Here is a 20,088-nt window from a genome sequence, read left to right on the forward strand (position 1 = left end):
CGGCCGTTGACTCTGCTCGCCGCGCCCCTGTTCACGGCCGACTGGACGCTGACAGGGGCGCTCGTCTCCACGGCGGCCTGCGTCGTGGCCGTGGTCGCGCTGGCCAGGCTGGCCGACGACGAGCTCGCCGGGCGGTCCGGCGGCTGGCGGGCGGCCGTGGCGCTGCTGCTCTGGCCGACGTCGGTGTTCCTGGTCGCGGGCTACGACGAGTCGCTGTTCCTGGCCCTGGCGATCCCCGCCTGGCTGGCCGCGCGCCGGGGCCGCTGGCCACTGGCCGCCGCCCTGGCCGCGGGCGCCTCGTGCGTACGGATCACCGGCCTCTTCCTCGCCCTCGCCCTGGTCGTCGAGTTCTTCGCCTCGGGCGGTCCTGTACGGCGGGCGGCCTGGCTGGCGCTGCCGTTCGCGCCGCTGCTGCTGCGCTCCGGCTGGCAGCGCCTGCACGGCGGTGACTGGCTGACCTGGGGGCAGGCGCAGGAGGCGGGCTGGGGGCGGCAGCTCGCCTGGCCCTGGGAGTCACTCGCCTCGACCTGGCAGTCCGCCCTGACCGGGGAGCGCGCCGCGTGGCTGTTCCGGATGGAGCTCGCCGGGGCCTTCCTCGCGGTCGGGGCGGTGCTGCTGTTGCTGTTCCTGCGGCGATGGAGCGAACTCGTCTACGTGGGACTCCAGGCGGGCGTCCTGGTCTGCTCGGCCTCCTACCTGGCGGTCCCGCGCGCCGTACTGCTCTGGTGGCCCGTCTTCGTGCTCGTGGCCAGGGTGAGCGCGCGGGGACGCTGGTGGGCGCTCGTCGGCTACGCGCTGGTGACCGCCCCGCTGATGCTGCTCAACACGCTGACCTATCTGGAGAGCGTCAGGGCGGGGTGATCATCCCTACCCACTCCTGGCGAGAAGTAATCCAGAAAAGTTATCCACAGGCTGGGGATTACCATCTCGTGGTCAGCCGCCCAGGTGCAGATCCACCCCAAGCAGGATGAGGAACCACAGCAGGACGGCCAGCAGTGCCTCGGCGACGTCCCGCAGCAGCGCGGGGGTGATGTAGTGGTGAATCCACGCGACATACAGCCCGATCAGGATGTAGATCAGGCCGATCAGACTCATTCCTCTGCGGTAGCGGATCACTGCGACTCCTCGGGGGCTGCGACGGGGGTGACGGGCATCGGCCCACCCTGCGGCGGGCGCCCGGACGCGCCCTGCGACTGCCCTCGTACGGCCCGCCGAAACGGCTACGCTCGAACACATGCCACTAATCGGAGCTCATGTCGACCAGGACGACCCGCTGACCCACGCCAGGGAGCGCGGCGCGCAGGTGGCCCAGTTCTTCCTCGGCGACCCGCAGGGCTGGAAGGGTCCCGTCATCGGTGACAGGACGCGGGACATCAAGGACTCCGACGTCGCCGCCTACGTCCACGCCCCCTACGTCATCAACGTGGCCACCTCGAACAACCGGATCCGCATCCCCAGCAGGAAGCTGCTCAGCTCCCACCTCGCCGCGGCGGCCGAACTCGGCGCCAAGGGCCTGATCGTGCACGGCGGCCACGTCAGCGCCGGTGACGACCCGCAGAAGGGCTTCGACAACTGGCGCAAGGTGTTCGAACGCCTTGAGGAACACCAGGTCCCGGTGCTCATCGAGAACACCGCGGGCGGCGGCAACGCCATGGCGCGCAAGCTGGAGAGCATCGCCCGCCTCTGGGAGGCCCTCGACGGCTTCGACGTCGGCTTCTGCCTGGACACCTGCCACGCCTGGGCCGGAGGCATCGACCTTGAGGACGCGGTCGAGAAGATCCTGGCCATCACCGGCAGGATCGACCTGATCCACTGCAACGACTCCCGCGACGCCGCGGGCTCGGGCGCCGACCGGCACGCCAACCTCGGCGCTGGCCAGATCGACACCGACCTCATCCTCGCCGCCTGCAGGAAGGCCGACGCCCCGATCGTGGTCGAAACCCCCGCTGACGGCCAGGCGGAGGACATCGCCCTGCTGAGAAAAGCCCTGTAGCTTTTGCGCCGCCTTCGGCGTCGCGGGGCTTGGGCGCCCGAAGTCGGTGACTTCCCTCGTCGCTCCTCCGCTTCGCTCCGTCGCTCCTCAGTCCAGCTCACCGACGCGCCCAAGCCGGTCACTCCTCAGTCCAGGCCACCGACGCGCCCAAGCCGAAACTCCTCACGCATGGCGTCGGAGAGGGGTTGGGCGGGTTTTACGGGTAGAAGCCGCCGTGGTAGATGCCGAAGGCGACGCCTACGAAGGAGGCCACGATGCCCACGATGTTCAGGGCGCGTTCCGGGGTCGTCGCCGAGACGTACTGCGAGTAGAGACCGCCGACGAACCCCACCACGCCCAGCCAGCAGGCGACCGCGTGCGCGGCGGGGAAGAACCCGGCGACGAAGGCGATCAGACCGCAGGCGATGGTGACGACGCTCAGGACGTTCTGCACGGGGTGTCGCCGACCGTCGCTGTCCAGCAGGCGGGAGATCGGGTTTCCCGGAGGACGAGGCGCGTCCGTCATGGTTTCCACCTCCCCTTTCCTCTGCTAGAGGAGTGCCCCGCGTCCTGACGGCCCAACCCTTGACGCCCTGGTAGGCTGGCACGGCTACGTCGCATGGGTGTGTCATTCCCACCCTCCGCCAGGGCCGCCGAAATGGGCGTCCACGGTGAAGACGTCAGCGTCCTCCTGTCACGACACGGTGTCGTGACCGCAAAAGTCCAGAGGAGGTTGGAGCCAGCATGCGTCGTTACGAAGTGATGGTCATCCTCGACCCTTCGCTCGATGAGCGCACGGTGGCCCCGTCCCTCGACCAGTTCCTCGGCGTCGTCCGCAACGACGGTGGCACCGTGGAGAAGGTCGACGTGTGGGGTCGTCGCAGGCTGTCCTACGACATCGCCAAGAAGCCCGAGGGCATCTACGCCGTCATCGACCTGACCGCCGAGCCCGCGACGGTCAAGGAGCTCGACCGGCAGATGAACCTCAACGAGGGCATTCTCCGCACCAAGGTCCTGCGTCCGGACGTGCACTAACCCCGACTTTTGTCGGGCGGCAGCCGTACTCTGAGCCGATAGACCGCGAAAGGCCGCAGGAAGGGCAGCGCTAGCCATGGCAGCAGGCGACACCACGATCACCATCGTCGGCAACCTTGTCGACGACCCCGAGCTGCGTTTCACCCCTACGGGGCAAGCCGTGGCCCGGTTCCGCATCGCGTCCACTCCGAGGTTTCTGGACAAGACGACCAACGAGTGGAAGGACGGCGAAGGCCTGTTCCTGACCTGCAACGTGTGGCGGCAGGCGGCGGAGAACGTCGCCGAGAGCCTGCAGCGCGGCATGCGGGTCATCGTTCAGGGACGGCTGCGCCAGCGGTCCTACGAGACCAAGGAAGGCGAGAAGCGCACGGTCTACGAGGTTGAGGTCGACGAGGTCGGCCCGTCCTTGAGGAACGCGACCGCCAAGGTCAACAAGACCGCCCGTCAGGGCGGTGGCGGTGGCGGCGGTGGCTTCGGTGGCGGTCCCGCCAACGACCCGTGGGCCTCGGCCGCGCCCGCTCCCCAGGGGGGCGGCAACTACGGCGGCGGGGGCAACTACGGCGGCCAGCAGCAGCAGGGTGGCGGCTTCGGCGGCGGGCAGCCGTCGGGCGGCAACTACGGCGGCGGCGGCAACAACTTCGGTGGCGGCGACTTCAGCGACGAACCGCCCTTCTAGGTCCGCGTGCGGCCGTCCTCCGGGACGGCCGGGACCGCAGCTGAGAAAACCAGTCCATATCCGCAGCGACCATTCCCGCCGTACGGCGGGGCTCTGAAAGGAGCACCACGATGGCCAAGCCGGCACTGCGCAAGCCCAAGAAGAAGGTTTGCCTGTTCTGCCACGACAAGATCTCCTACGTCGACTACAAGGACACGGCGCTGCTTCGGAAGTTCATCTCCGACCGCGGCAAGATCCGTGCCCGCCGGGTGACGGGCAACTGCACCCAGCACCAGCGTGACGTGGCGACCGCTATCAAGAACGCTCGTGAGATGGCGCTCCTGCCGTACATGAGCACCGCGCGCTAAGGAGGTCCGGACAGATGAAGCTCATTCTCACCAGTGAGGTCACCGGCCTCGGTGCCCCCGGCGACATCGTCGAGGTCAAGAACGGCTACGGCCGTAACTACCTTCTCCCCCGTGGCTTCGCGATCCTGTGGACGCGCGGCGGCGAGAAGCAGATCGTCTCGATCAAGAAGGCGCGCGACGCCCGCGAGATCCGCGACCTGGGCACCGCCCAGGAGGTCGCCAACCAGCTCAAGTCCCTCAAGGTGGTGCTGAAGACGAAGGCGGGCGAGTCCGGCCGTCTCTTCGGTTCGATCACCACGAGTGACGTCGCCGAGGCCGTCAAGGCCGCCGGTGGCCCGCTGCTCGACCGCCGCCGCATCGAGATCACCTCCGCGATCAAGAGCCTCGGCTCCCACCGGGTCAGCGTCAAGCTGCACCCGGAGGTCTCCGCAGCTCTCGACGTCGAGGTCGTCGCGGCCTGAGGCTGACGCCCACGCCGTACGAGATCGTCCGTGACAGGGCCCTCTCCCGCAAGGGAGGGGGCCTTCGTCCGTCTGGGAGCGCTATTCCCGACCGGCGGGGCTGGTTTACTCGCCGTTACCGTCAATACGTACAATTCGGGAGTCGTCGTTTCCCCCTGGAGGTCCTCCATGCTCCGCCCCTCGATGCTGCTCGCGCTCGGCGCCCTCGCCGCCACCGCGGTCGCCTGTGCGCCCGCGTCGGACTCGACGACGAGCGCCGGCAAGGCCGACGCCTCCTCGCCCGCCACCTCCTGCGCCAAGGACCAGCTCACCCTGAAGACGCCGGGCAAGCTGACCATCGGCACCGACAAGCCCGCCTACGAGCCGTGGTTCAAGGACGACGACCCGTCGAACGGCAAGGGCTTCGAGAGCGCCGTCGCCTACGCGATCGCCAAGGAGCTCGGTTTCCAGAACGGTGAGGTCGCCTGGTCCACGGTGAAGTTCGACTCGGCCTTCGCCCCCGGCGCCAAGCAGTTCGACTTCGACCTCAACCAGGTCTCGGTCACCCCCGACCGGGCCAAGGTCGTGGACTTCAGCGACGGCTACTACGCGGTCAAGCAGGCCGTCGTCGCCCTGGACAGCTCCAAGGCCGCCGCGGCCACGGACCTGGCGGCCCTGAAGAACTCCAAGATCGGTGTGCAGGTCGGAACGACCTCGCTGCAGGCGGTCAAGGACGTCATCCAGCCCTCCGCCGAGCCGAACGTCTACAACGAGCAGATCGACGTGGTGAACGCGCTGAAGAACAAGCAGGTGGACGCCGTGGTCGTCGACCTGCCGACCGCCTTCTACGTGACCGCGGCCCAGGTCGAGAACTCCAAGCTGGTCGGCCAGTTCGGCGCGGCCTCCGGCACGCCCGAGGTCTTCGGCGCGGTCTTCGAGAAGGGCAGCCCGCTGGTGCGCTGCGTCAACGAGGCGATCGGCAGGCTGACCGACTCCGGTGAACTGGTCAAGATCGAGAAGGAGTGGCTCGGCTCGGCGGCGGGCGCTCCGGAGCTGAAGTAGTGGCCGTCCGATCCACGCCGGACGCCTCCGGCTGGGTGAAGAGCGCCCGGCAGGTGGAACGGGAACGCCTGCTCAGGCGGCGCTCGATCCGCTCGGGCTCGATCGCGACCGTCTCGACGCTCCTGGTGGTCGTCCTGCTGGTCTGGGGCGTCACCGCCTCGCCCGGCTGGGAGCGGGTGCGGGAGACGTTCTTCGACCCCGAGCAGTTCGTCAGGGCGTTCCCCGACGTGCTGAGCGGGTTCCTGCTCAACGTCAAGATCTTCCTGATCGCCGAGCCGCTGGTGCTCCTCGTCGGCCTGTCGGTCGCGCTGGTCCGCGGCCTCAGGTCGCCGGTGTTCTTCCCGCTGCGGGCCCTCGCGGTCGCCTACACCGACATCTTCCGGGGCGTGCCGACGATCCTGGTCATCTATCTCGTCGGCTTCGGCCTGCCCGCGCTCGGCCTGCAGGGCATGCCGACGGACCTGGCGACGCTGGGCGTCATCGCGCTCACGCTGTCCTACGGGGCCTACGTCGCCGAGGTCTTCAGGGCGGGCATCGACTCCGTCCACCCCAGCCAGATCGCCGCGGCCAGGTCTCTTGGGCTCGGCCACGGCGGCACCATGCGGCACGTGGTGCTGCCGCAGGCCGTACGACGGGTGGTGCCGCCGCTGCTCAACGACTTCGTCTCGCTGCAGAAGGACACTGCGCTCGTCGCCACGATCGGCCCGCTCGAAGCGCTGCGCCAGGCCCAGATCCACGCGGCGAGCACGTTCAACTACACCCCCTACCTGGTCGGGGCGCTGCTGTTCATCCTGCTGACCATCCCGCTGGCCCGCCTCACCGACTATCTGGCGGCCCGTTCACAACGGCGGAGGGGCCAGTGAAGGACCATAGCCTGCTGACCGTCGAGGGTCTGTGGAAGAGCTACCACGGCCATGCCGTACTGCGTGGGATCGATCTGGAGGTACGGCCTCACGAGGTCGTCTGCCTGGTCGGGGCCTCGGGGTCGGGCAAGTCCACGCTGCTGCGCTGTGTGAACCTGCTGGAGACCGTGGACGACGGCGCCATCCACCTCGACGGCCGGGACATCACCGACGTCCGCGTCGATCCCGACGCCGTGCGCAAGCGCATGGGGGTCGTGTTCCAGGCCTTCAACCTCTTCCCGCACATGACCGTGCTCGACAACATCACGCTCGCCCCCCGCAAGGTGCACGGGACCGGCAGGCGAGAGGCCGAGCAGCAGGCCCTTGAGCTGCTGGAGAGGTTCGGCCTGGCCGACAAGGCGAAGGCGTATCCCGACAGGCTCTCCGGCGGCCAGCAGCAGCGGGTGGCCATCATCAGGGCCCTGGCCGTCAGGCCGCTGCTGATGCTGCTCGACGAGGTGACCTCCGCGCTCGACCCGGCGCTGGTCGCGGAGGTCCTCGGGGTCATCAGGGAGCTCAAGGGAAGCGGGATGACCATGATCCTGACGACCCACGAGATGGGCTTCTGCCGGGAGATCGCCGACACCGTCTGCTTCCTCGACAACGGCGTGCTCCTGGAGAAGGCGCCCCCCGAGGAGTTCTTCACCGACCCCAAGGAGCCCAGGACCAGGCAGTTCCTGCGCAGTGTGCTCGACGCCCGGCGTATCTGAGCCTCAGCGTCTGTGCCTTCCTCGAAGGCCGGATCCCACGGGGGCCGTCGCCCGGTCGTTGCCGGACAGCACGCTGTTGTGCCTGCCGTACAGGAGGTAGACCAGCAGGCCGACGGCCATCCAGGCGGCGAAGTACAGCCAGGTGACGATCTGGAGGTTGACCAGCAGCCACAGGCAGGCGGCGATCGAGGCGACCGGCACGAAGGGGGAGAACGGCACCCGGAAGCCCCTGGGCAGGTCGGGCATGGTCCGCCGCATCCTGAGGACTCCCGCGGCCACGGCCACGAAGACGAACAGGGTGCCGATCACGACCAGCGGTTCGAGCGTGAGTACCGGCACGAACTCGGCCAGGAGGATCGCCACGCCGCCGATGAGCAGCGTCACCCGGGTCGGGCTGTGGTAGCGCCGGTTGACCCTGGCCAGTGAGCGGGGGAACAGGCCGTCCCTGGCCATGGAGAACATGACGCGGGTCAGGCCGACGAGCAGCACCAGCACGACCGTGGTGAGGCCCAGGACCGCGCCCAGGTTGATGACGTGCACCATGAAGCCCTCGCCCGCGGCGCGGAAGGCGTTGGCGAGCGGCGCTTCGACGTCGATCCTGTCGTAGGAGATCATGCCGACCATCACCAGCGCGACCGCGATGTAGACGACCGTGGTGACGATCAGGCTGCGGATGATGCCCTTCGGCACAGAAAGGGGCGCGTCCTCCGCCTCCTCCGCGGCCGTGGCCACCACGTCGAAGCCGATGTAGGCGAAGGTGATGACCGCCGAGGCGGCGAAGATGCCGAACCAGCCGAACGCGCCGGGCTGGCCGAACAGCAGGCCGAGCAGCGGCGAGTGCAGCGCGTCGACGGAGGCGCCCGCGGGGGCCGGGGGAACCGGGATGGCCGACAGGTTGCGCTGGTCGAAGTGGGTGACACCGACCACGATGACCGCGCCGATGGCCAGCAGCTTGGCGGCGACGATGATCCGCAGGGCCCGCAGGCCGATCCTGGCGCCCAGCGTGATCACGGCCGTCAACAGCACCAGGATGAACAGGGTGAACAGGTCGAACCCCTCGGACCGGCCGGTGATCGAGGCCAGGGGCTCGGGGAAACGTATCCCGAGGTCGGTGAGGAGTTGGGAGGCGTACAGCGACCAGACGCGTGAGACGCCCGCGCTGGCCAGCAGCAGTTCGAGCACCAGCGCCCAGCCGACGGCCCAGGCCCAGACCTCGCCGAAGATGACGTAGGTGAAGGTGTAGGCGCTGCCCGAGGTCGGCAGCGCCGAGGATAACTCGGCGAAACAGAAGGCGACGAGCAGGCTGGTGATACCGGCGATCATGAAGGAGAGGACGACCCCGGGGCCGGCCATGGTGGCCGCCTGGCGTCCGGCGAGGCTGAAGATGCCCGCCCCGATCATGACGCCGACGCCCATGACGACGAGGTCCATGGGGCCGTACGCCTTCGGCAGGCCGTGACGCGCACCGCCGGTCCATCGGTTTGTCGCTTCACTGGGGGGTAGGCGGCGGACGATCGACGAGGAGTGACCTTCGGGCACGACGTGTCCCAATCATGGAGGGTGGACAACCGTATTGCCGGACTGTTCACAGTGCCGCAGGGGGCGGCGCGGGACAAGAGTCTCCTGGTTACGTGGCGGACACCTCCCGATCACGCACCGATCACCAGCCACGCCCTGCCCCGAGCGCGCAGTCCCAGGGCGAGGAAGCGGGCGCCCATCCACACCCCCAGCGCCAGCCACAGCGCGACCAGACCGCCGCCCGACAGGATGACCGCCAGCGCCACGGGAAGGTAGGCCAGCGTCGTCCACAGGCCCGCCCAGGCGAGATAGCGCTGGTCACCGGCGCCGATGAGCACCCCGTCCAGGACGAAGACCACCCCGGCGACCGGCTGCAGGAGCGCCACGACCAGTAGCGGGCCGAGCAGGTGCTCGGCCGTCTGGGCGCTCACGTCGAAGACCCCCGGCACGAACGGCCTGGCCACCACGACCAGCAGCCCGAGCACCACGCCGGAGCCGACCCCCCACACGACCATCCTGCGGGTCGCCTCCCGCGTCGCCTCGGCGTCCCCGGCGCCCAGGGTGCGGCCCGTGATGGCCTGCCCGGCGATGGCGATGGCGTCCAGGGCGAAGGCCAGCAGCGTCCAGATCCGCAGGGCGATCGTGTGGGCCTCGATCTGCTCCTCTCCCATGCGGGTGGCCAGCGTGGCGGCCACGGCCAGCACCACCTGCAGGCACGCCGTACGGATGATCAACGCGACCCCGGCCGTGCCCGCGGCCCTGATGCCCGCGAGGTCGGGGCGGACCGGCGCGCCGTACCGGCCGAAGACGAGGGCCAGGTAGACGGCGGCGCCCAGCGACTGGGCCAGCACCGTGCCCCACGCCGAGCCCGCGACGCCCCAGCCGAGGCCGAGGACGAACAGGAGGTTGAGTAGCGCGTTCAGCGCGAAGGAGCCGACCGAGACCAGCAGCGGGGTCGTGGTGTCCTGCATGCCCCGCAGCACGCCGGTCCCGGCGAGCACCAGCAGCATGGCGGGCACGCCGAGCAGGCTGATCCGCAGGTAGGTCACCGCCTGCAGGGCCAGCTCGCCCTCCGCGCCGACCAGGGCGACCAGCGAGGGCGCGAGTGGCCAGACCACGGCGATGATCACCACCCCGGCCGCCGCGGCGAGCCAGAGCCCGTCGCCGCCCTGCCGTACGGCCTGGGCGGTGTTGCCCGCGCCGACCTGACGCGCGACCGCGGCCGTGGTGCCGTAGGCGAGGAAGACGCACAGGGCGACCAGCGCGCCGAGCACCGTGCTCGCCACCCCGACCGCGCCGAGCGCGGGCGCGGGCAGGTGGCTGACGATGACGGTGTCGGTCAGCAGGAACAGGGGTTCGGCCACCAACGCCCCGAACGCGGGGATCGCCAGACGCAGGATCTGCCTGTCGTGGTCGCGACCCGTGGGGGAGGTAAGCGGCATAGCTGCATTGTGTCTCTTACCACCGAGAAGTTCGTCAGGGGGGACCAACAGGACGGCGGAGGAGGCTCTCGGCGTGTCGCCGCAACTTTCTTTTCTCCACAGGCGGTGGATGGAGTTTTCCCAGCTCGGCAAGGTGTTGTGGACAACCTGCCCTGGTTATCCACAGGACTGTCCCCAGGCTGCCCACATGTCTGGGCGAGAACTGCACACCTTATCCACACCCCTGTCGACAGTCCGCGTTGCCACGTCGTCCAGGGAGCGCGAGACTGTCACACCGGTCGGCTAAACCTTAAGATGGCGAAACCATGTTCGAATGAGGGGGTGCGAGGTGAGCATCGCGGAGCCACCGGTCTTCGAGCCAGGGTTCGAGCGCACCCCGCCGAACAACATCGAGGCCGAACAGTCCGTTCTCGGCGGCATGCTCCTGTCCAAGGACGCCATCGCCGACGTCGTCGAGGTCCTCAGGGCCGACGACTTCTACCGGCCCGCCCACCAGCTCATCTACGACATCATCACCGACCTGTACGGCAGAGGCGACCCGGCCGACGCCGTCACCATCTTCGGTGAGCTGCAGAAACGCGGCGAGGTCGCCCGTGTCGGAGGCGCCGCCTACCTCCACACGCTGACCGCCGTCGTGCCCACGGCCGCCAACGCGGGCTACTACGCGCGCATCGTCCGCGAACAGGCCATCCTCAGGCGCCTCATCGAGGCCGGCACCCGCATCGTCTCCTTCGGGTACGGCGGGCAGGACGAGGAGGTCGACGACCTCGTCGACCGCGCCCAGGCCGAGATCTACAAGGTCACAGAACGCCGCACCTCGGAGGACTACGTCCCCCTCGCCGAGATCATGCCCGGCGCCCTCGACGAGCTTGAGGCCATCGGCGGCAGAAGCGGCCAGATGGTCGGCGTCCCCACCGGCTTCCAGGACCTCGACAGCCTCACCAACGGCCTTCACCCCGGCCAGATGATCGTCGTGGCCGCCCGGCCCGCCATCGGCAAGGCCCTCGCCCTCGACACCCCCCTGCCGACCCCCGACGGCTGGACGACCATGGGCGAGGTCAGCCGGGGCGACCGCCTCATCGGCGCCGACGGCAGGCCGACCCGGGTCGTCGCGGTGACCGACGTGCTGCGTGACCGCCCCTGCTACGAGGTCGAGTTCAGCGACGGCACGGTGATCGTCGCCGACGCCCTGCACCAGTGGCGGACGACCGTGGACCACGCCCTCGTCGTCCACGGCGGCCCTGCCCGGCAGAGCGTGGTGACGACCGAGGAGATCGCCCGCACCCTGCACCGCGCCGAGGACGGCTGGCCGGTCCACGCGGTCGCGGTCACGGCGCCGTTCGACCTGCCGGAGCGCGACCTGCCGCTTCCGCCGTACGAACTCGGCCTCACGCTCGGCGGGACCGGTTTCCCGGGCAGGCGCGTCCCCGGGGCCTACCTGCGGGCCTCAACAGGTCAGCGCCGCGCCCTGCTCGCGGGTCTGCTGGAGGGCCGCGACGGGCAGATCCGCTTCGCCGCCACGGAGGGGCCGCTCGCCGGGGACGTCCTCGAACTGGCCCTGAGCCTCGGCCACCGGGCGACCATGCGCGACACCGGCGACCACCACGTGATCGACCTCCCCGAGGTGTCCGTCCGGTACGTCGTCGACGTGCGCGCGGTCCCCTCGGTGCCGGTCAGGTGCGTCGAGGTGGACAACGCCGACCACATGTACCTCGCGGGAAGGGCCTGCGTCCCCACCCACAACAGCACGCTCGGCCTCGACTTCGCCAGGTCCGCCGCGATCAGGCACGGCATGACCACCGTCGTGTTCTCCCTGGAGATGTCGCGCAACGAGATCACGATGCGTCTGCTGTCCGCCGAGGCCAAGGTGGCGCTGCACGCGATGCGCTCGGGCACGATGACCGACGACGACTGGGCGAAACTGGCAAGACGGATGGGCGAGGTCGCCGAGGCGCCCCTGTTCATCGACGACTCGCCCAACATGTCGATGATGGAGATCAGGGCCAAGTGCCGCCGCCTCAAGCAGCGCAACGACCTGCGCTTCGTCATCATCGACTACCTGCAGCTGATGTCCTCGCCCAAGAAGACCGAGAGCCGCCAGAACGAGGTCTCCGAGATCTCCCGCTCGATCAAGCTCCTCGCCAAGGAGCTTGAGGTCCCGGTCATCGCGATCTCCCAGCTGAACCGAGGCCCGGAACAGCGAACGGACAAACGTCCCATGGTTAGCGACCTTCGCGAATCCGGATCGATCGAGCAAGATGCGGACATGGTCATACTTTTGCACCGAGAAGACGCCTACGAGCGGGAGTCGCCGCGGGCTGGGGAGGCTGACCTGATCGTGGCCAAGCACCGTAACGGTCCGACCGCGACGGTCACCGTGGCCTTCCAGGGGCACTACAGCCGCTTCGTCGACATGGCCTCGCACTGAGCACTGAGCCGTTTCTGTCGTACCCGGGTGGTTGACTGGCGCGATGAGCGATGTCCCGGAGAGTCTCTTCTTCCCGTCGGCCGAGGAGTTCGAGGAGTGGCTCGTCGCCAACCACGACTCCTCGTCAGGGCTCTGGCTCAGACTCGCCAAGAAGGTGCCGGGGGTCGAGTCGCTGGACTACGTCCAGGCGCTCGACGTGGCGCTGTGCTACGGCTGGATCGACGGTCAGAAGAAGAGCCTGGACGCGACGCACTGGCTGCAGCGGTTCACCCCGCGCAGGCCGCGGAGCAGGTGGTCGAAGGTCAACCGCGACAAGGTCGCCGCGCTGCTCGAACAGGGCAGGATGCGGCCCGCGGGCCTGCTGGAGGTCGAGCGCGCGAAGGCGGACGGCCGCTGGGCGGCGGCCTACGACGGGTCGCGGACCGCGACCGTGCCCGAGGACCTGGAGCTGGCCCTGGCCGGCAACCCCGTCGCGCGGGAGTTCTTCGCGACGCTGGACAGCCGTAACCGCTACGCGGTGCTGCACCGGGTGCAGGAGGCCAAGAAGCCGGAGACCAGGGCACGCCGCATCGAGAAGTTCGTCACGATGCTGGCCGAGCACAAGAAGGTCTATCCCTAGAGGATCGGGCGGAAGTGCGTGGTGAGGCGGTCGCCGTCCAGGACGTGCAGGGCGATCTGTGGCGGCTGGGAGGGGTCGAGCGGGCGGCGTTCCACGGTCTCCGTGGGAAGGAGCGCGGTGTTGATCACTCCGGGGGCGACCAGTAGGGGACGACCGGCGAACCAGGTGCTCGCGGCGGTGTGGGCGTGCCCGGCCAGGACGGCGACCACCCGGGGGTGACGGCGCAGGACGGCTTCGAGCCGCTCGGGTTCGCCAAGCCGGATGTCGTCCACGTACGGCACGCCCAGCGGGACGGCGGGGTGGTGCATGCCCACGAGGGCGGGGACGTCGGGCGACTCGGCGAGCACCCCGTCGAGCCAGGTCAGGGTCTCCTCCGTCAGCAGGCCGTCATGCCGTCCGGGGATGCTGGAGTCGCACAGGACGAGGGTGAGGCCGTCGAGCCGCAGGACCTGGTTGATCGGGGCGTCGCCGTCCTGGCCGAGGAGGACCTTGCGGAAGGCGGCCCGGGAGTCGTGGTTGCCGGGACAGATCACGGTCGGGTGGCGTGAGGTCAGCGCCTCCTTCGCGATCTCGTACTCCTCGACCGTGCCGTGGTCGGCGACGTCCCCGGTCACGACGACGGCGTCAAGCGGGCCGGGCAGGCTGTCCAGGTGACGCATGACGGCTCGGGCTCGTTCGACGCTGCGAGGGGAGTCGTCGAGGTGGATGTCGCTCACGTGAGCCAGTGTCAGCATCGTCCAAGGTTGTCACGCCGGGTCCCGCTTGTGCCATCGCCGGGGAAGGCCTCAGGGAAGCAGGACGAGGCGTCCCCGGAGGCCGCCCTTGCCGAGGCGTTCGTGGGCCTGGGCGGCCTCGTCGAGGGGAAGCGTGTCGGCGACCCTGAGGCTCAGCCGTCCCGCACCGGCCAGTCCCGCGAGTTCGGCGAGCCGGGGGCCGTCGGCGCGGATCCACACGTTCGATACCCGCGTGCCGCGCAGCGGGCGGGGAGCCACCCCGTCGAGCACGGCCACGAACGCGCCGCCGTTGCGCACGGCGGTGAGCGCCGCTCCGCCGACCACTGCCGCGTCCACCGCGCCGTCCACCCCTCCGGGCACCAGTTTCCGTACGGCGGAGCCCAGCTCGGCGCCGCGTGGCACGAAGAACTCGGCGCCGAAGCCACGGACCAGTTCCTCGTCCGCCTGACCCGCGACGGCGACGACCCGAAGGCCGCGCAGTACGGCCAGCTCGACCGCGTAACCGCCGACGGCCCCCGCGGCGCCGGTGACCAGCACCGTCTGTCCCTCGGACAGGTCCAGCAGGTCGAGGGCCTGGTCGGCGGTGAGGGAGTTGAGCGGGAGCGTGGCCGCCTGAACCGCCGTGACGTTGTCCGGGATGAGAGCCAGGGCGTCGGCGTCCAGCACGATCCGCTCCGCGTAGGCGCCGAGGGACAGGTCGAGCCGGTCGGACAGGCCCGCGACCCGGTCGCCGGGGGCGAAGCCGGTGACCCCGGCGCCGACCTCCTCGACGACCCCGGCGAGGTCCCAGCCGATCCCGTGCGTGTCGCGCCGCTCGGCCAGGCCGATCTCGACGAGGGCTCCCGCCCTGGTCGCCACGTCAACGGGGTTGACGCCCGCCGCCTCGACGCGGACCCTCACCTGTCCCACGCCCGTCTCGGGAACGGGGACCTCCACGGTCTCCAGCACTTCCGGTCCGCCGAACGAACGGACGACCACCGCGCGCATCATCGCCTCCTTGGGGTTTCGATGACACGAACCTATGGAGTGCTACTCTCCAAAAGGAAGTACGCACCCGAAGGTGCGTACCGCACCGGAAGGGGCGCCATGTCCACCCGTACGGCGGCGCAACAGCGGCAGGAGGCGAGGCAGGCCTACGACGCCTTCCTGGCCGCCTGCCCGGCGCGGGAACTGCTCGACGCGATCAGCGACAAGTGGGTCAGCCTGGTCCTGAACGCCCTGTCCGACGGGCCGAAGCGCTACAGCGACCTGGGCAGGATCATCGCGGGCGTCAGCCAGAAGATGCTCACCCAGACCCTGCGGAGCCTGGAGCGCGACGGCCTGGTCTCCAGGTCGGTCACCCCCTCGGTCCCGGTGCGCGTGGACTACGCCCTCACCGACCTCGGCCGGGATCTCCAGCTCCTCATGCTGGCCATCAAGTCGTGGGCAGAGGGGAACATCGAGCAGGTCCGCGTCGCCCGCGAGACCTACGACGCGCGCTCAGGCGGTTGAGCCACCGTCGGCGACGATGTCGGCGCCGATCACATATCCCGCGTCGTCGGAGGCCAGCCACAGGACCGTGCCGGTGATCTCGTCGAGGGAGCCGACACGACCGGCCGGGACCTGGTCCTTCATGCGCTCCGCCCGGTCGGCCTCGGTCTCGCCGGGGCGCATGGACATCGCGGTGTCGTGGCTGCCGGGGCTGAGCGCGTTGATCCGCACGCCCTGGTCGATGTACTCCCGCGCGGCGGTGCGGGTCAGCGCCGTCACCCCGGCCTTCGAGGCGGCGTAGGCGCCGAACCCTGGCAGGCGCTTGTGGGCGCCGATCTGCGAGCTGAAGTTGACGATGACCCCGCCGCCTCCGGCGATCATGGCCGGGATCTCGTGCTTCATCGCCAGGAAGACGCCGGTCAGGTTGACGTCGACGACCCGGGCGAAGTCCTCCTCCGGCTGGTCGGTGACGTTGCCCGTGGCCAGCACCCCGGCGTTGTTGATCGCGATGTCCAGCCTGCCGTACCGCTCGACGATCTGGCCGACCAGCGCGGCGACGGAGGCGGAGTCGGAGACGTCCGAGGTCAGCGCGGCGATCCGGCCGCCGTCGGCCTCGGCCAGTTTCACGGTCTGGTCGAGGGCCTCGCGGCCACGGCCGGAGACGACCACCTGGGCGCCCTCCCTGGCGAAGCCGAGGGCGACGGCCCTGCCGATGCCGGATCCGCCCCCGGTGACCAGGACGACCTTGTCACGGAACCTCATGTCCCCTCCATATAAGAACGATCAGTCAAGAATTTTCAGTGCCTGGGCGGCCGCGTCGCGCAGCCGTTCCCCAGAGGAATGTCCCTTGGCGACCAGCCGTACCCCCTGCAGGAAGACCAGCAGGAAGCGGGCGAGCGCCACGGGATCGCGGTCGGCGGGCAGTTCCCCCTGCGCCCGCGCCCTGATGAGCGCCGAGGTCAGCGCCGTCTCAAGGGCGGTCCAGTTGGCGTCGACGATCCCCGCGACCCGTTCGTCGCCGGGGAGCAGCTCGCCCGCCGCGTTCACGATCATGCAGCCGCGCCGGTCACCGGCCGAGTCCTCGGTGTAGAGCTCGACCAGTCCTCGTACGGCGGGCAGCGCGGCCCCCGGCTGGGACAGCAGTTCGACCGGCGAGGGGTTCCTGTTGGCCACGTAGCGCCGCAGCGCCCTCAGGTAGAGGTCGTGTTTGCCGCCGAAGGTCGCGTACAGGCTCGCCCTGCCGATGCCCAGCCGTTCGACCAGGTCGCTCATGGAGGTCGCCTCGTAGCCGCGCTCCCAGAACAACGCGAGAGCCGCCTCAAGGGCGGCGTCCGGGTCGAACTCCTTCGTCCTCGCCATGGGAGAAGGCTATGCCTATCTGGAACGAACGGTCAAATAAAGACCCGACCCACGCCCCCAAGCACGGCCCGCGCCCCCGTGCGCGAGCCGTACCTGGACTACTCCCAGCGAAACAGCCGGGCCGACAGCGCGCCCGTGACCAGCAGGGTCGCCGCCATCACCACCAGGTGCAGCGGCTGCGGCGCGTGTCCCGCCCACGTGTCGCGCAGCGCCTGGGCGAACGGCGAGAGCGGCAGGAAGTCGCCGATCCGCTGCACGAGGGTGGGCAGCATCTCGCGGGGGATCCACATGCCCGCGACGAACAGCAGCGGGAACATCAGCAGCGAGCCGATCCCCGCCGCCGACTTGGTGCTCGGCGCGACGGCCGCGATCAGCAGGCCGAGACCGAACACCGAGGCGCTGCCCAGCAGGAACACCCCGACGAAGGCCAGCGGGTTCCCCGGCAGGGCCACCCCCAGGAATACGTTGCCCAGCCCGACCAGCAGCGCGGCCGCCAGCACCGCGACGGCGACGTTGTTGATCACCTGGGCGACCAGCAGCCGCAGCGGCGGCATCGGCGTGGTGGACAACCGGCGCAGCACGCCGCTCTCCCGATAGGTCACCAGCACGGCGGGCAGCGCGCTCAACGCCATCGTCGCCACGGACAGAATCACCATCATGCCCGGCAACTGGGTGTCGATCACCCGCTGTCCGCCAAGCTCGGCACTCGGCTCCCGGAAGCCGGGGATGCTGCCCAGCCCCAGCAGCAGCCCCAGCGGCAGCAGGATCGCGAAGATCGGCCCCGCGGGTTCACGGAGGAAGAGCTTCGCCTCCGTAATGATCATCTTGTTCACGTGGAGATCTTCCTTCCGGTGAGCGCGAGGAACGCGTCGTCGAGGGTGGCCTGCTCGGCCCGCAGGTCCGTGGGGACGACCCCGGCGGAGGACAGGGCGGTCGTGATCGCCAGCAGCAGTTCGCCGCTTCCCGTGACCTCGATCCTGGCGCCGTCGCGCCGTACCTCACCGACCTGGGGCAGACCGGTGAGCAGCGCCGTGTCGAAGGCGGCGGGGGCGCGGAAGGTGACGTGCTGGGAGTCCTGGACCCGGGCGATCAGCCCGGCAGGACTGTCCACGGCGACGAGCCTGCCCGCGTCGATCAGCGCGAGCCGGTCGCAGAGCCGTTCGGCCTCCTCCATGAAGTGCGTGACCAGCAGGATCGTCACGCCGTCCGCCCTGACCTGCTCGATGAGCTCCCAGGTGTCACGACGGGCCTGCGGGTCGAGACCGGTGGTCAGCTCGTCGAGGATCGCGACCTTGGGCCTGCCGACCAGCGCCAGCGCGATCGAAAGGCGCTGCTTCTGGCCACCGGAGAGCTTGGCGTACGGGGTGTTCCGCTTGTCGGTGAGCCCCACCCGCTCCATCAGCGCGTGCCAGTCGGCGGGATCCCGGTAGAAGGAGGAGTACAGGTCCAGCGCCTCCCACACCTTGATCTTCGCGGGCATCGCGGAACTCTGCAGTTGGACGCCGAGCCGTTGCTTCAGTTCGGCGTGGTGAAGGCCACCGAGGACCTTCACGGTCCCGGCGTCCGGGACGCGCAGGCCGGCTATGCACTCGACGGTTGTCGTCTTGCCCGCGCCGTTCGGGCCGAGGACGCCGAAGATCTCGCCCTCCTCGACGGAGAACGACACGTCATCCACCACGAACCGGTCACGGTACTTCTTTCTGAGGCCGTTGACCTCGATCACCTTCATGCCAACGACGCTAGAAAAACCCACCGGGAACGGAGAAGCCGTCTGGGTGCCGGGCAAAGGTGGGGTTTCCTCCACCCCGGAGGGGAGCTGTTGTCATTGGATGTCCGGTTCCGATCGCCGACACTCTTATCCATGAGGCGACACGCGGTGACAACCGGCTGGACCCTGGCGATGGGGGCGATGGCCCTGGTGGACGTCGGGTTGATCATGCTGGGCATGCTCGCCGGCCTGTTCACGATCGTCGGGCTGATCTTCTGTTTCCCACCCATGATCAAGTTGATCAGGCGGCGTACGGCCCTGGCCAGGAGGCTGACGGGCAGGTGGCTCGGCGCCGAGGTGCTCCCGCCGTACCTCCCGCCGCCGCCACCGGTCAGGCCCCAGCCCGACGGCTGGTACCGCTACCAGCGCCAGCTCTACAAGACACCGTGGTGGCCCGAGTGGAACAACCGGGCGAAGTGGATGTTCGCCGACCCCGGGACCTGGCGTGACGCGGCCTGGCTGGTGCTCAACCCCGTCATCGGTGGCAGCCTGGTGCTGCTTCCCGTCGCCCTGATCGGGTACGGCGTGGCCCTGCCCTGGCTCTGGGCACCGCAGGCCGCCCCCCTCGGGGTCGCCGTCGCCGCCCTCGGCATCGCGGCGACGCCGTGGCTGCTGCGCTTCTACGGCTGGTGGAACAAACTGCTGCTCGCGCCGACCGCCAGGTCCGTGCTCGCCGGTCGGATCAGGCGGCTCGACCAGGTCAGGCTTGAGGCGGCCGACTCCCAGGCGGCCGAGCTCCGGCGGATCGAACGCGACCTGCACGACGGCGCCCAGGCCAGGCTCGTCGCCATCGGCATGACCCTCGGCGCCGTCGAGGAACTGGTCGACAAGGACCCCGAGGCGGCCAAGGCGCTGCTGGCCAAGTCGCGCGAGGCCTCCTCGACCGCCCTCACCGAACTGCGCGACCTGGTCAGGGGCATCCACCCGCCCGTCCTGGCGGAACGGGGTCTCGGCGACGCCGTGCGGGCGCTGGCCCTGGACAGCCCGCTGAAGGTCACGGTCACCGTGGACCTGAAGTCACGTCCCGAGGCCCCCGTCGAGTCGGCCGCCTACTTCTCGATCAGCGAACTGCTCACCAACGCCGCCAGACACGGCGGTGCGGAACGGGTCTGGATCGACATCAGTGGCCGGGGCAGGACACTGCGCGTCACCGTCACCGACGACGGCTCCGGCGGCGCCGACCCCTCACGCGGCAGCGGCCTGCGCGGCATCGAACGCCGTCTCGCGGCCTTCGACGGGGTGCTCGCCCTCAACAGCCCACCCGGCGGCTCCACCACGGCCACGATCGACCTGCCCTTCGCACTGGCCGCGGCCCAGCGGGACACGCCCTCCATGCCCAAGTGGATGTACGCGGTCGTCGGGATCGGCTGGTGCCTCGGCTGGCTCCCGCTCTTCCCCCAGGGCATCGTCGCCATGATCCTCAAGATCGTCGGCACCGACGAGCGAAGCTGGTTCCTCGCGCTCTACCTGCCCGAGCCACTGCAGTGGCCGCTGATCATCTTCAACATCTTCCTCGGCATGACCCTGTACGGCCTGGCCATCGGGCTGCCCCTCGCCTACTCCCGCAAGCAGGAACTCTGTGGCTCATCCCTCTAAAGTGGGACCG

At 69.6% G+C, this 20,088-nt stretch carries 23 protein-coding genes; 13 read left to right on the forward strand and 10 right to left on the reverse strand.

The features are described 5' to 3' along the window. The first annotated feature begins 6 nt into the window (after window positions 1–6). Window positions 7–861, forward strand: a complete 855-nt coding sequence (locus tag FHS44_RS20440; RefSeq protein ID WP_184717023.1) for a mannosyltransferase family protein — start codon at window positions 7–9, stop codon at window positions 859–861. A gap of 72 nt (window positions 862–933) precedes the next feature. Here the strand turns inward: FHS44_RS20440 and FHS44_RS20445 are convergent, their stop codons facing one another. Next, a complete protein-coding gene (locus tag FHS44_RS20445; protein WP_221461100.1) occupies window positions 934–1,095 on the reverse strand; it encodes a hypothetical protein in 162 nt (53 codons plus the stop codon). Between the two features lie 139 nt (window positions 1,096–1,234). Here FHS44_RS20445 and FHS44_RS20450 point away from each other — a divergent pair, with 139 nt between their 5' ends. Further along, the gene (locus FHS44_RS20450) at window positions 1,235–1,993 is read left to right on the forward strand and encodes a deoxyribonuclease IV (protein WP_184717026.1); all 759 of its coding nucleotides are present in this window, start codon (window positions 1,235–1,237) and stop codon (window positions 1,991–1,993) included. 196 nt (window positions 1,994–2,189) lie between these two features. Here FHS44_RS20450 and FHS44_RS20455 read toward each other — a convergent pair whose 3' ends face one another. Continuing rightward, complete coding sequence (locus FHS44_RS20455) at window positions 2,190–2,498, reverse strand: hypothetical protein (protein WP_184717028.1); 309 nt, start codon at window positions 2,496–2,498, stop codon at window positions 2,190–2,192. 218 nt (window positions 2,499–2,716) lie between these two features. Here FHS44_RS20455 and rpsF point away from each other — a divergent pair, with 218 nt between their 5' ends. The 7 genes from rpsF (at window position 2,717) to FHS44_RS20490 (ending at window position 7,144) form a co-directional block, all read left to right on the forward strand. Then, entirely contained in the window at window positions 2,717–3,007 is a 291-nt protein-coding gene (rpsF, locus tag FHS44_RS20460) for a 30S ribosomal protein S6 (protein WP_184717030.1), read from the forward strand. 76 nt (window positions 3,008–3,083) lie between these two features. Continuing rightward, window positions 3,084–3,683: a single-stranded DNA-binding protein gene (locus FHS44_RS20465; RefSeq protein ID WP_184717032.1), complete on the forward strand. Its 600-nt coding sequence runs from the start codon at window positions 3,084–3,086 to the stop codon at window positions 3,681–3,683. Between the two features lie 110 nt (window positions 3,684–3,793). Further along, on the forward strand, window positions 3,794–4,030 hold the full coding sequence (rpsR, locus tag FHS44_RS20470) for a 30S ribosomal protein S18 (protein ID WP_012895699.1): 237 nt from the start codon (window positions 3,794–3,796) through the stop codon (window positions 4,028–4,030). Between the two features lie 14 nt (window positions 4,031–4,044). Next, window positions 4,045–4,491: a 50S ribosomal protein L9 gene (gene rplI / locus FHS44_RS20475; protein ID WP_184717034.1), complete on the forward strand. Its 447-nt coding sequence runs from the start codon at window positions 4,045–4,047 to the stop codon at window positions 4,489–4,491. A gap of 168 nt (window positions 4,492–4,659) precedes the next feature. Beyond that, window positions 4,660–5,532, forward strand: coding sequence for an ABC transporter substrate-binding protein (locus tag FHS44_RS20480; RefSeq protein WP_184717036.1), 873 nt, complete (start codon window positions 4,660–4,662; stop codon window positions 5,530–5,532). Further along, window positions 5,532–6,395: an amino acid ABC transporter permease gene (locus FHS44_RS20485; protein WP_184717038.1), complete on the forward strand. Its 864-nt coding sequence runs from the start codon at window positions 5,532–5,534 to the stop codon at window positions 6,393–6,395. The genes FHS44_RS20480 and FHS44_RS20485 overlap by 1 nt, the downstream gene beginning before the upstream one ends. Further along, window positions 6,392–7,144: an amino acid ABC transporter ATP-binding protein gene (locus FHS44_RS20490; protein ID WP_312863746.1), complete on the forward strand. Its 753-nt coding sequence runs from the start codon at window positions 6,392–6,394 to the stop codon at window positions 7,142–7,144. Before FHS44_RS20485 ends, FHS44_RS20490 begins: the two co-directional genes overlap by 4 nt. 3 nt (window positions 7,145–7,147) lie before the next feature. Here the strand turns inward: FHS44_RS20490 and FHS44_RS20495 are convergent, their stop codons facing one another. Beyond that, window positions 7,148–8,575, reverse strand: a complete 1,428-nt coding sequence (locus FHS44_RS20495) for an APC family permease (RefSeq protein WP_246435764.1) — start codon at window positions 8,573–8,575, stop codon at window positions 7,148–7,150. 218 nt (window positions 8,576–8,793) lie between these two features. Continuing rightward, window positions 8,794–10,104, reverse strand: a complete 1,311-nt coding sequence (locus FHS44_RS20500; RefSeq protein ID WP_184717043.1) for an MATE family efflux transporter — start codon at window positions 10,102–10,104, stop codon at window positions 8,794–8,796. Between the two features lie 328 nt (window positions 10,105–10,432). Between FHS44_RS20500 and dnaB the strand changes: the two genes are divergently transcribed. Together dnaB and FHS44_RS20510 are read left to right on the forward strand one after the other, a co-directional pair. Continuing rightward, window positions 10,433–12,532 carry a replicative DNA helicase gene (dnaB, locus tag FHS44_RS20505; protein WP_312863747.1) on the forward strand — a complete coding sequence of 700 codons (2,100 nt, stop codon included), beginning with the start codon at window positions 10,433–10,435 and terminating at the stop codon, window positions 12,530–12,532. Window positions 12,533–12,575: 43 nt separating this feature from the next. Next, on the forward strand, window positions 12,576–13,151 hold the full coding sequence (locus FHS44_RS20510; RefSeq protein WP_184717048.1) for a YdeI/OmpD-associated family protein: 576 nt from the start codon (window positions 12,576–12,578) through the stop codon (window positions 13,149–13,151). On the opposite strand, the gene FHS44_RS20515 is transcribed toward FHS44_RS20510, so the two are convergent. Both FHS44_RS20515 and FHS44_RS20520 read right to left on the reverse strand, forming a co-directional pair. Next, on the reverse strand, window positions 13,148–13,867 hold the full coding sequence (locus FHS44_RS20515) for a metallophosphoesterase (RefSeq protein ID WP_312863748.1): 720 nt from the start codon (window positions 13,865–13,867) through the stop codon (window positions 13,148–13,150). The two genes, FHS44_RS20510 and FHS44_RS20515, sit on opposite strands and share 4 nt — an antisense overlap. A gap of 69 nt (window positions 13,868–13,936) precedes the next feature. Further along, window positions 13,937–14,875: an NADP-dependent oxidoreductase gene (locus tag FHS44_RS20520; protein ID WP_246435766.1), complete on the reverse strand. Its 939-nt coding sequence runs from the start codon at window positions 14,873–14,875 to the stop codon at window positions 13,937–13,939. A gap of 96 nt (window positions 14,876–14,971) precedes the next feature. On the opposite strand from FHS44_RS20520, the gene FHS44_RS20525 reads away from it, so the two are divergent. Next, window positions 14,972–15,376 (forward strand): winged helix-turn-helix transcriptional regulator, encoded by a 405-nt coding sequence (locus tag FHS44_RS20525; RefSeq protein WP_184717052.1) that lies wholly within the window; start codon window positions 14,972–14,974, stop codon window positions 15,374–15,376. Here FHS44_RS20525 and FHS44_RS20530 read toward each other — a convergent pair. The 4 genes from FHS44_RS20530 to FHS44_RS20545 all read right to left on the reverse strand — a co-directional run bounded on the left by FHS44_RS20530 (window position 15,365) and on the right by FHS44_RS20545 (window position 18,443). Next, window positions 15,365–16,117, reverse strand: coding sequence for an SDR family NAD(P)-dependent oxidoreductase (locus tag FHS44_RS20530; protein ID WP_184717054.1), 753 nt, complete (start codon window positions 16,115–16,117; stop codon window positions 15,365–15,367). The genes FHS44_RS20525 and FHS44_RS20530 overlap by 12 nt on opposite strands. A 21-nt stretch (window positions 16,118–16,138) precedes the next feature. After that, window positions 16,139–16,714 (reverse strand): TetR/AcrR family transcriptional regulator, encoded by a 576-nt coding sequence (locus FHS44_RS20535; protein ID WP_184717055.1) that lies wholly within the window; start codon window positions 16,712–16,714, stop codon window positions 16,139–16,141. A gap of 98 nt (window positions 16,715–16,812) precedes the next feature. Next, window positions 16,813–17,538: an ABC transporter permease gene (locus FHS44_RS20540; RefSeq protein ID WP_221461160.1), complete on the reverse strand. Its 726-nt coding sequence runs from the start codon at window positions 17,536–17,538 to the stop codon at window positions 16,813–16,815. 5 nt (window positions 17,539–17,543) lie between these two features. Further along, window positions 17,544–18,443, reverse strand: coding sequence for an ABC transporter ATP-binding protein (locus FHS44_RS20545; RefSeq protein WP_184717057.1), 900 nt, complete (start codon window positions 18,441–18,443; stop codon window positions 17,544–17,546). A 132-nt stretch (window positions 18,444–18,575) separates the two neighbouring features. On the opposite strand from FHS44_RS20545, the gene FHS44_RS20550 reads away from it, so the two are divergent. Then, window positions 18,576–20,078 (forward strand): sensor histidine kinase, encoded by a 1,503-nt coding sequence (locus FHS44_RS20550; RefSeq protein ID WP_184717058.1) that lies wholly within the window; start codon window positions 18,576–18,578, stop codon window positions 20,076–20,078. Window positions 20,079–20,088 lie beyond the last annotated feature (10 nt).

Origin of the sequence: Streptosporangium saharense, from assembly GCF_014203715.1 — a bacterium.
Lineage (GTDB): Bacteria > Actinomycetota > Actinomycetes > Streptosporangiales > Streptosporangiaceae > Streptosporangium > Streptosporangium saharense.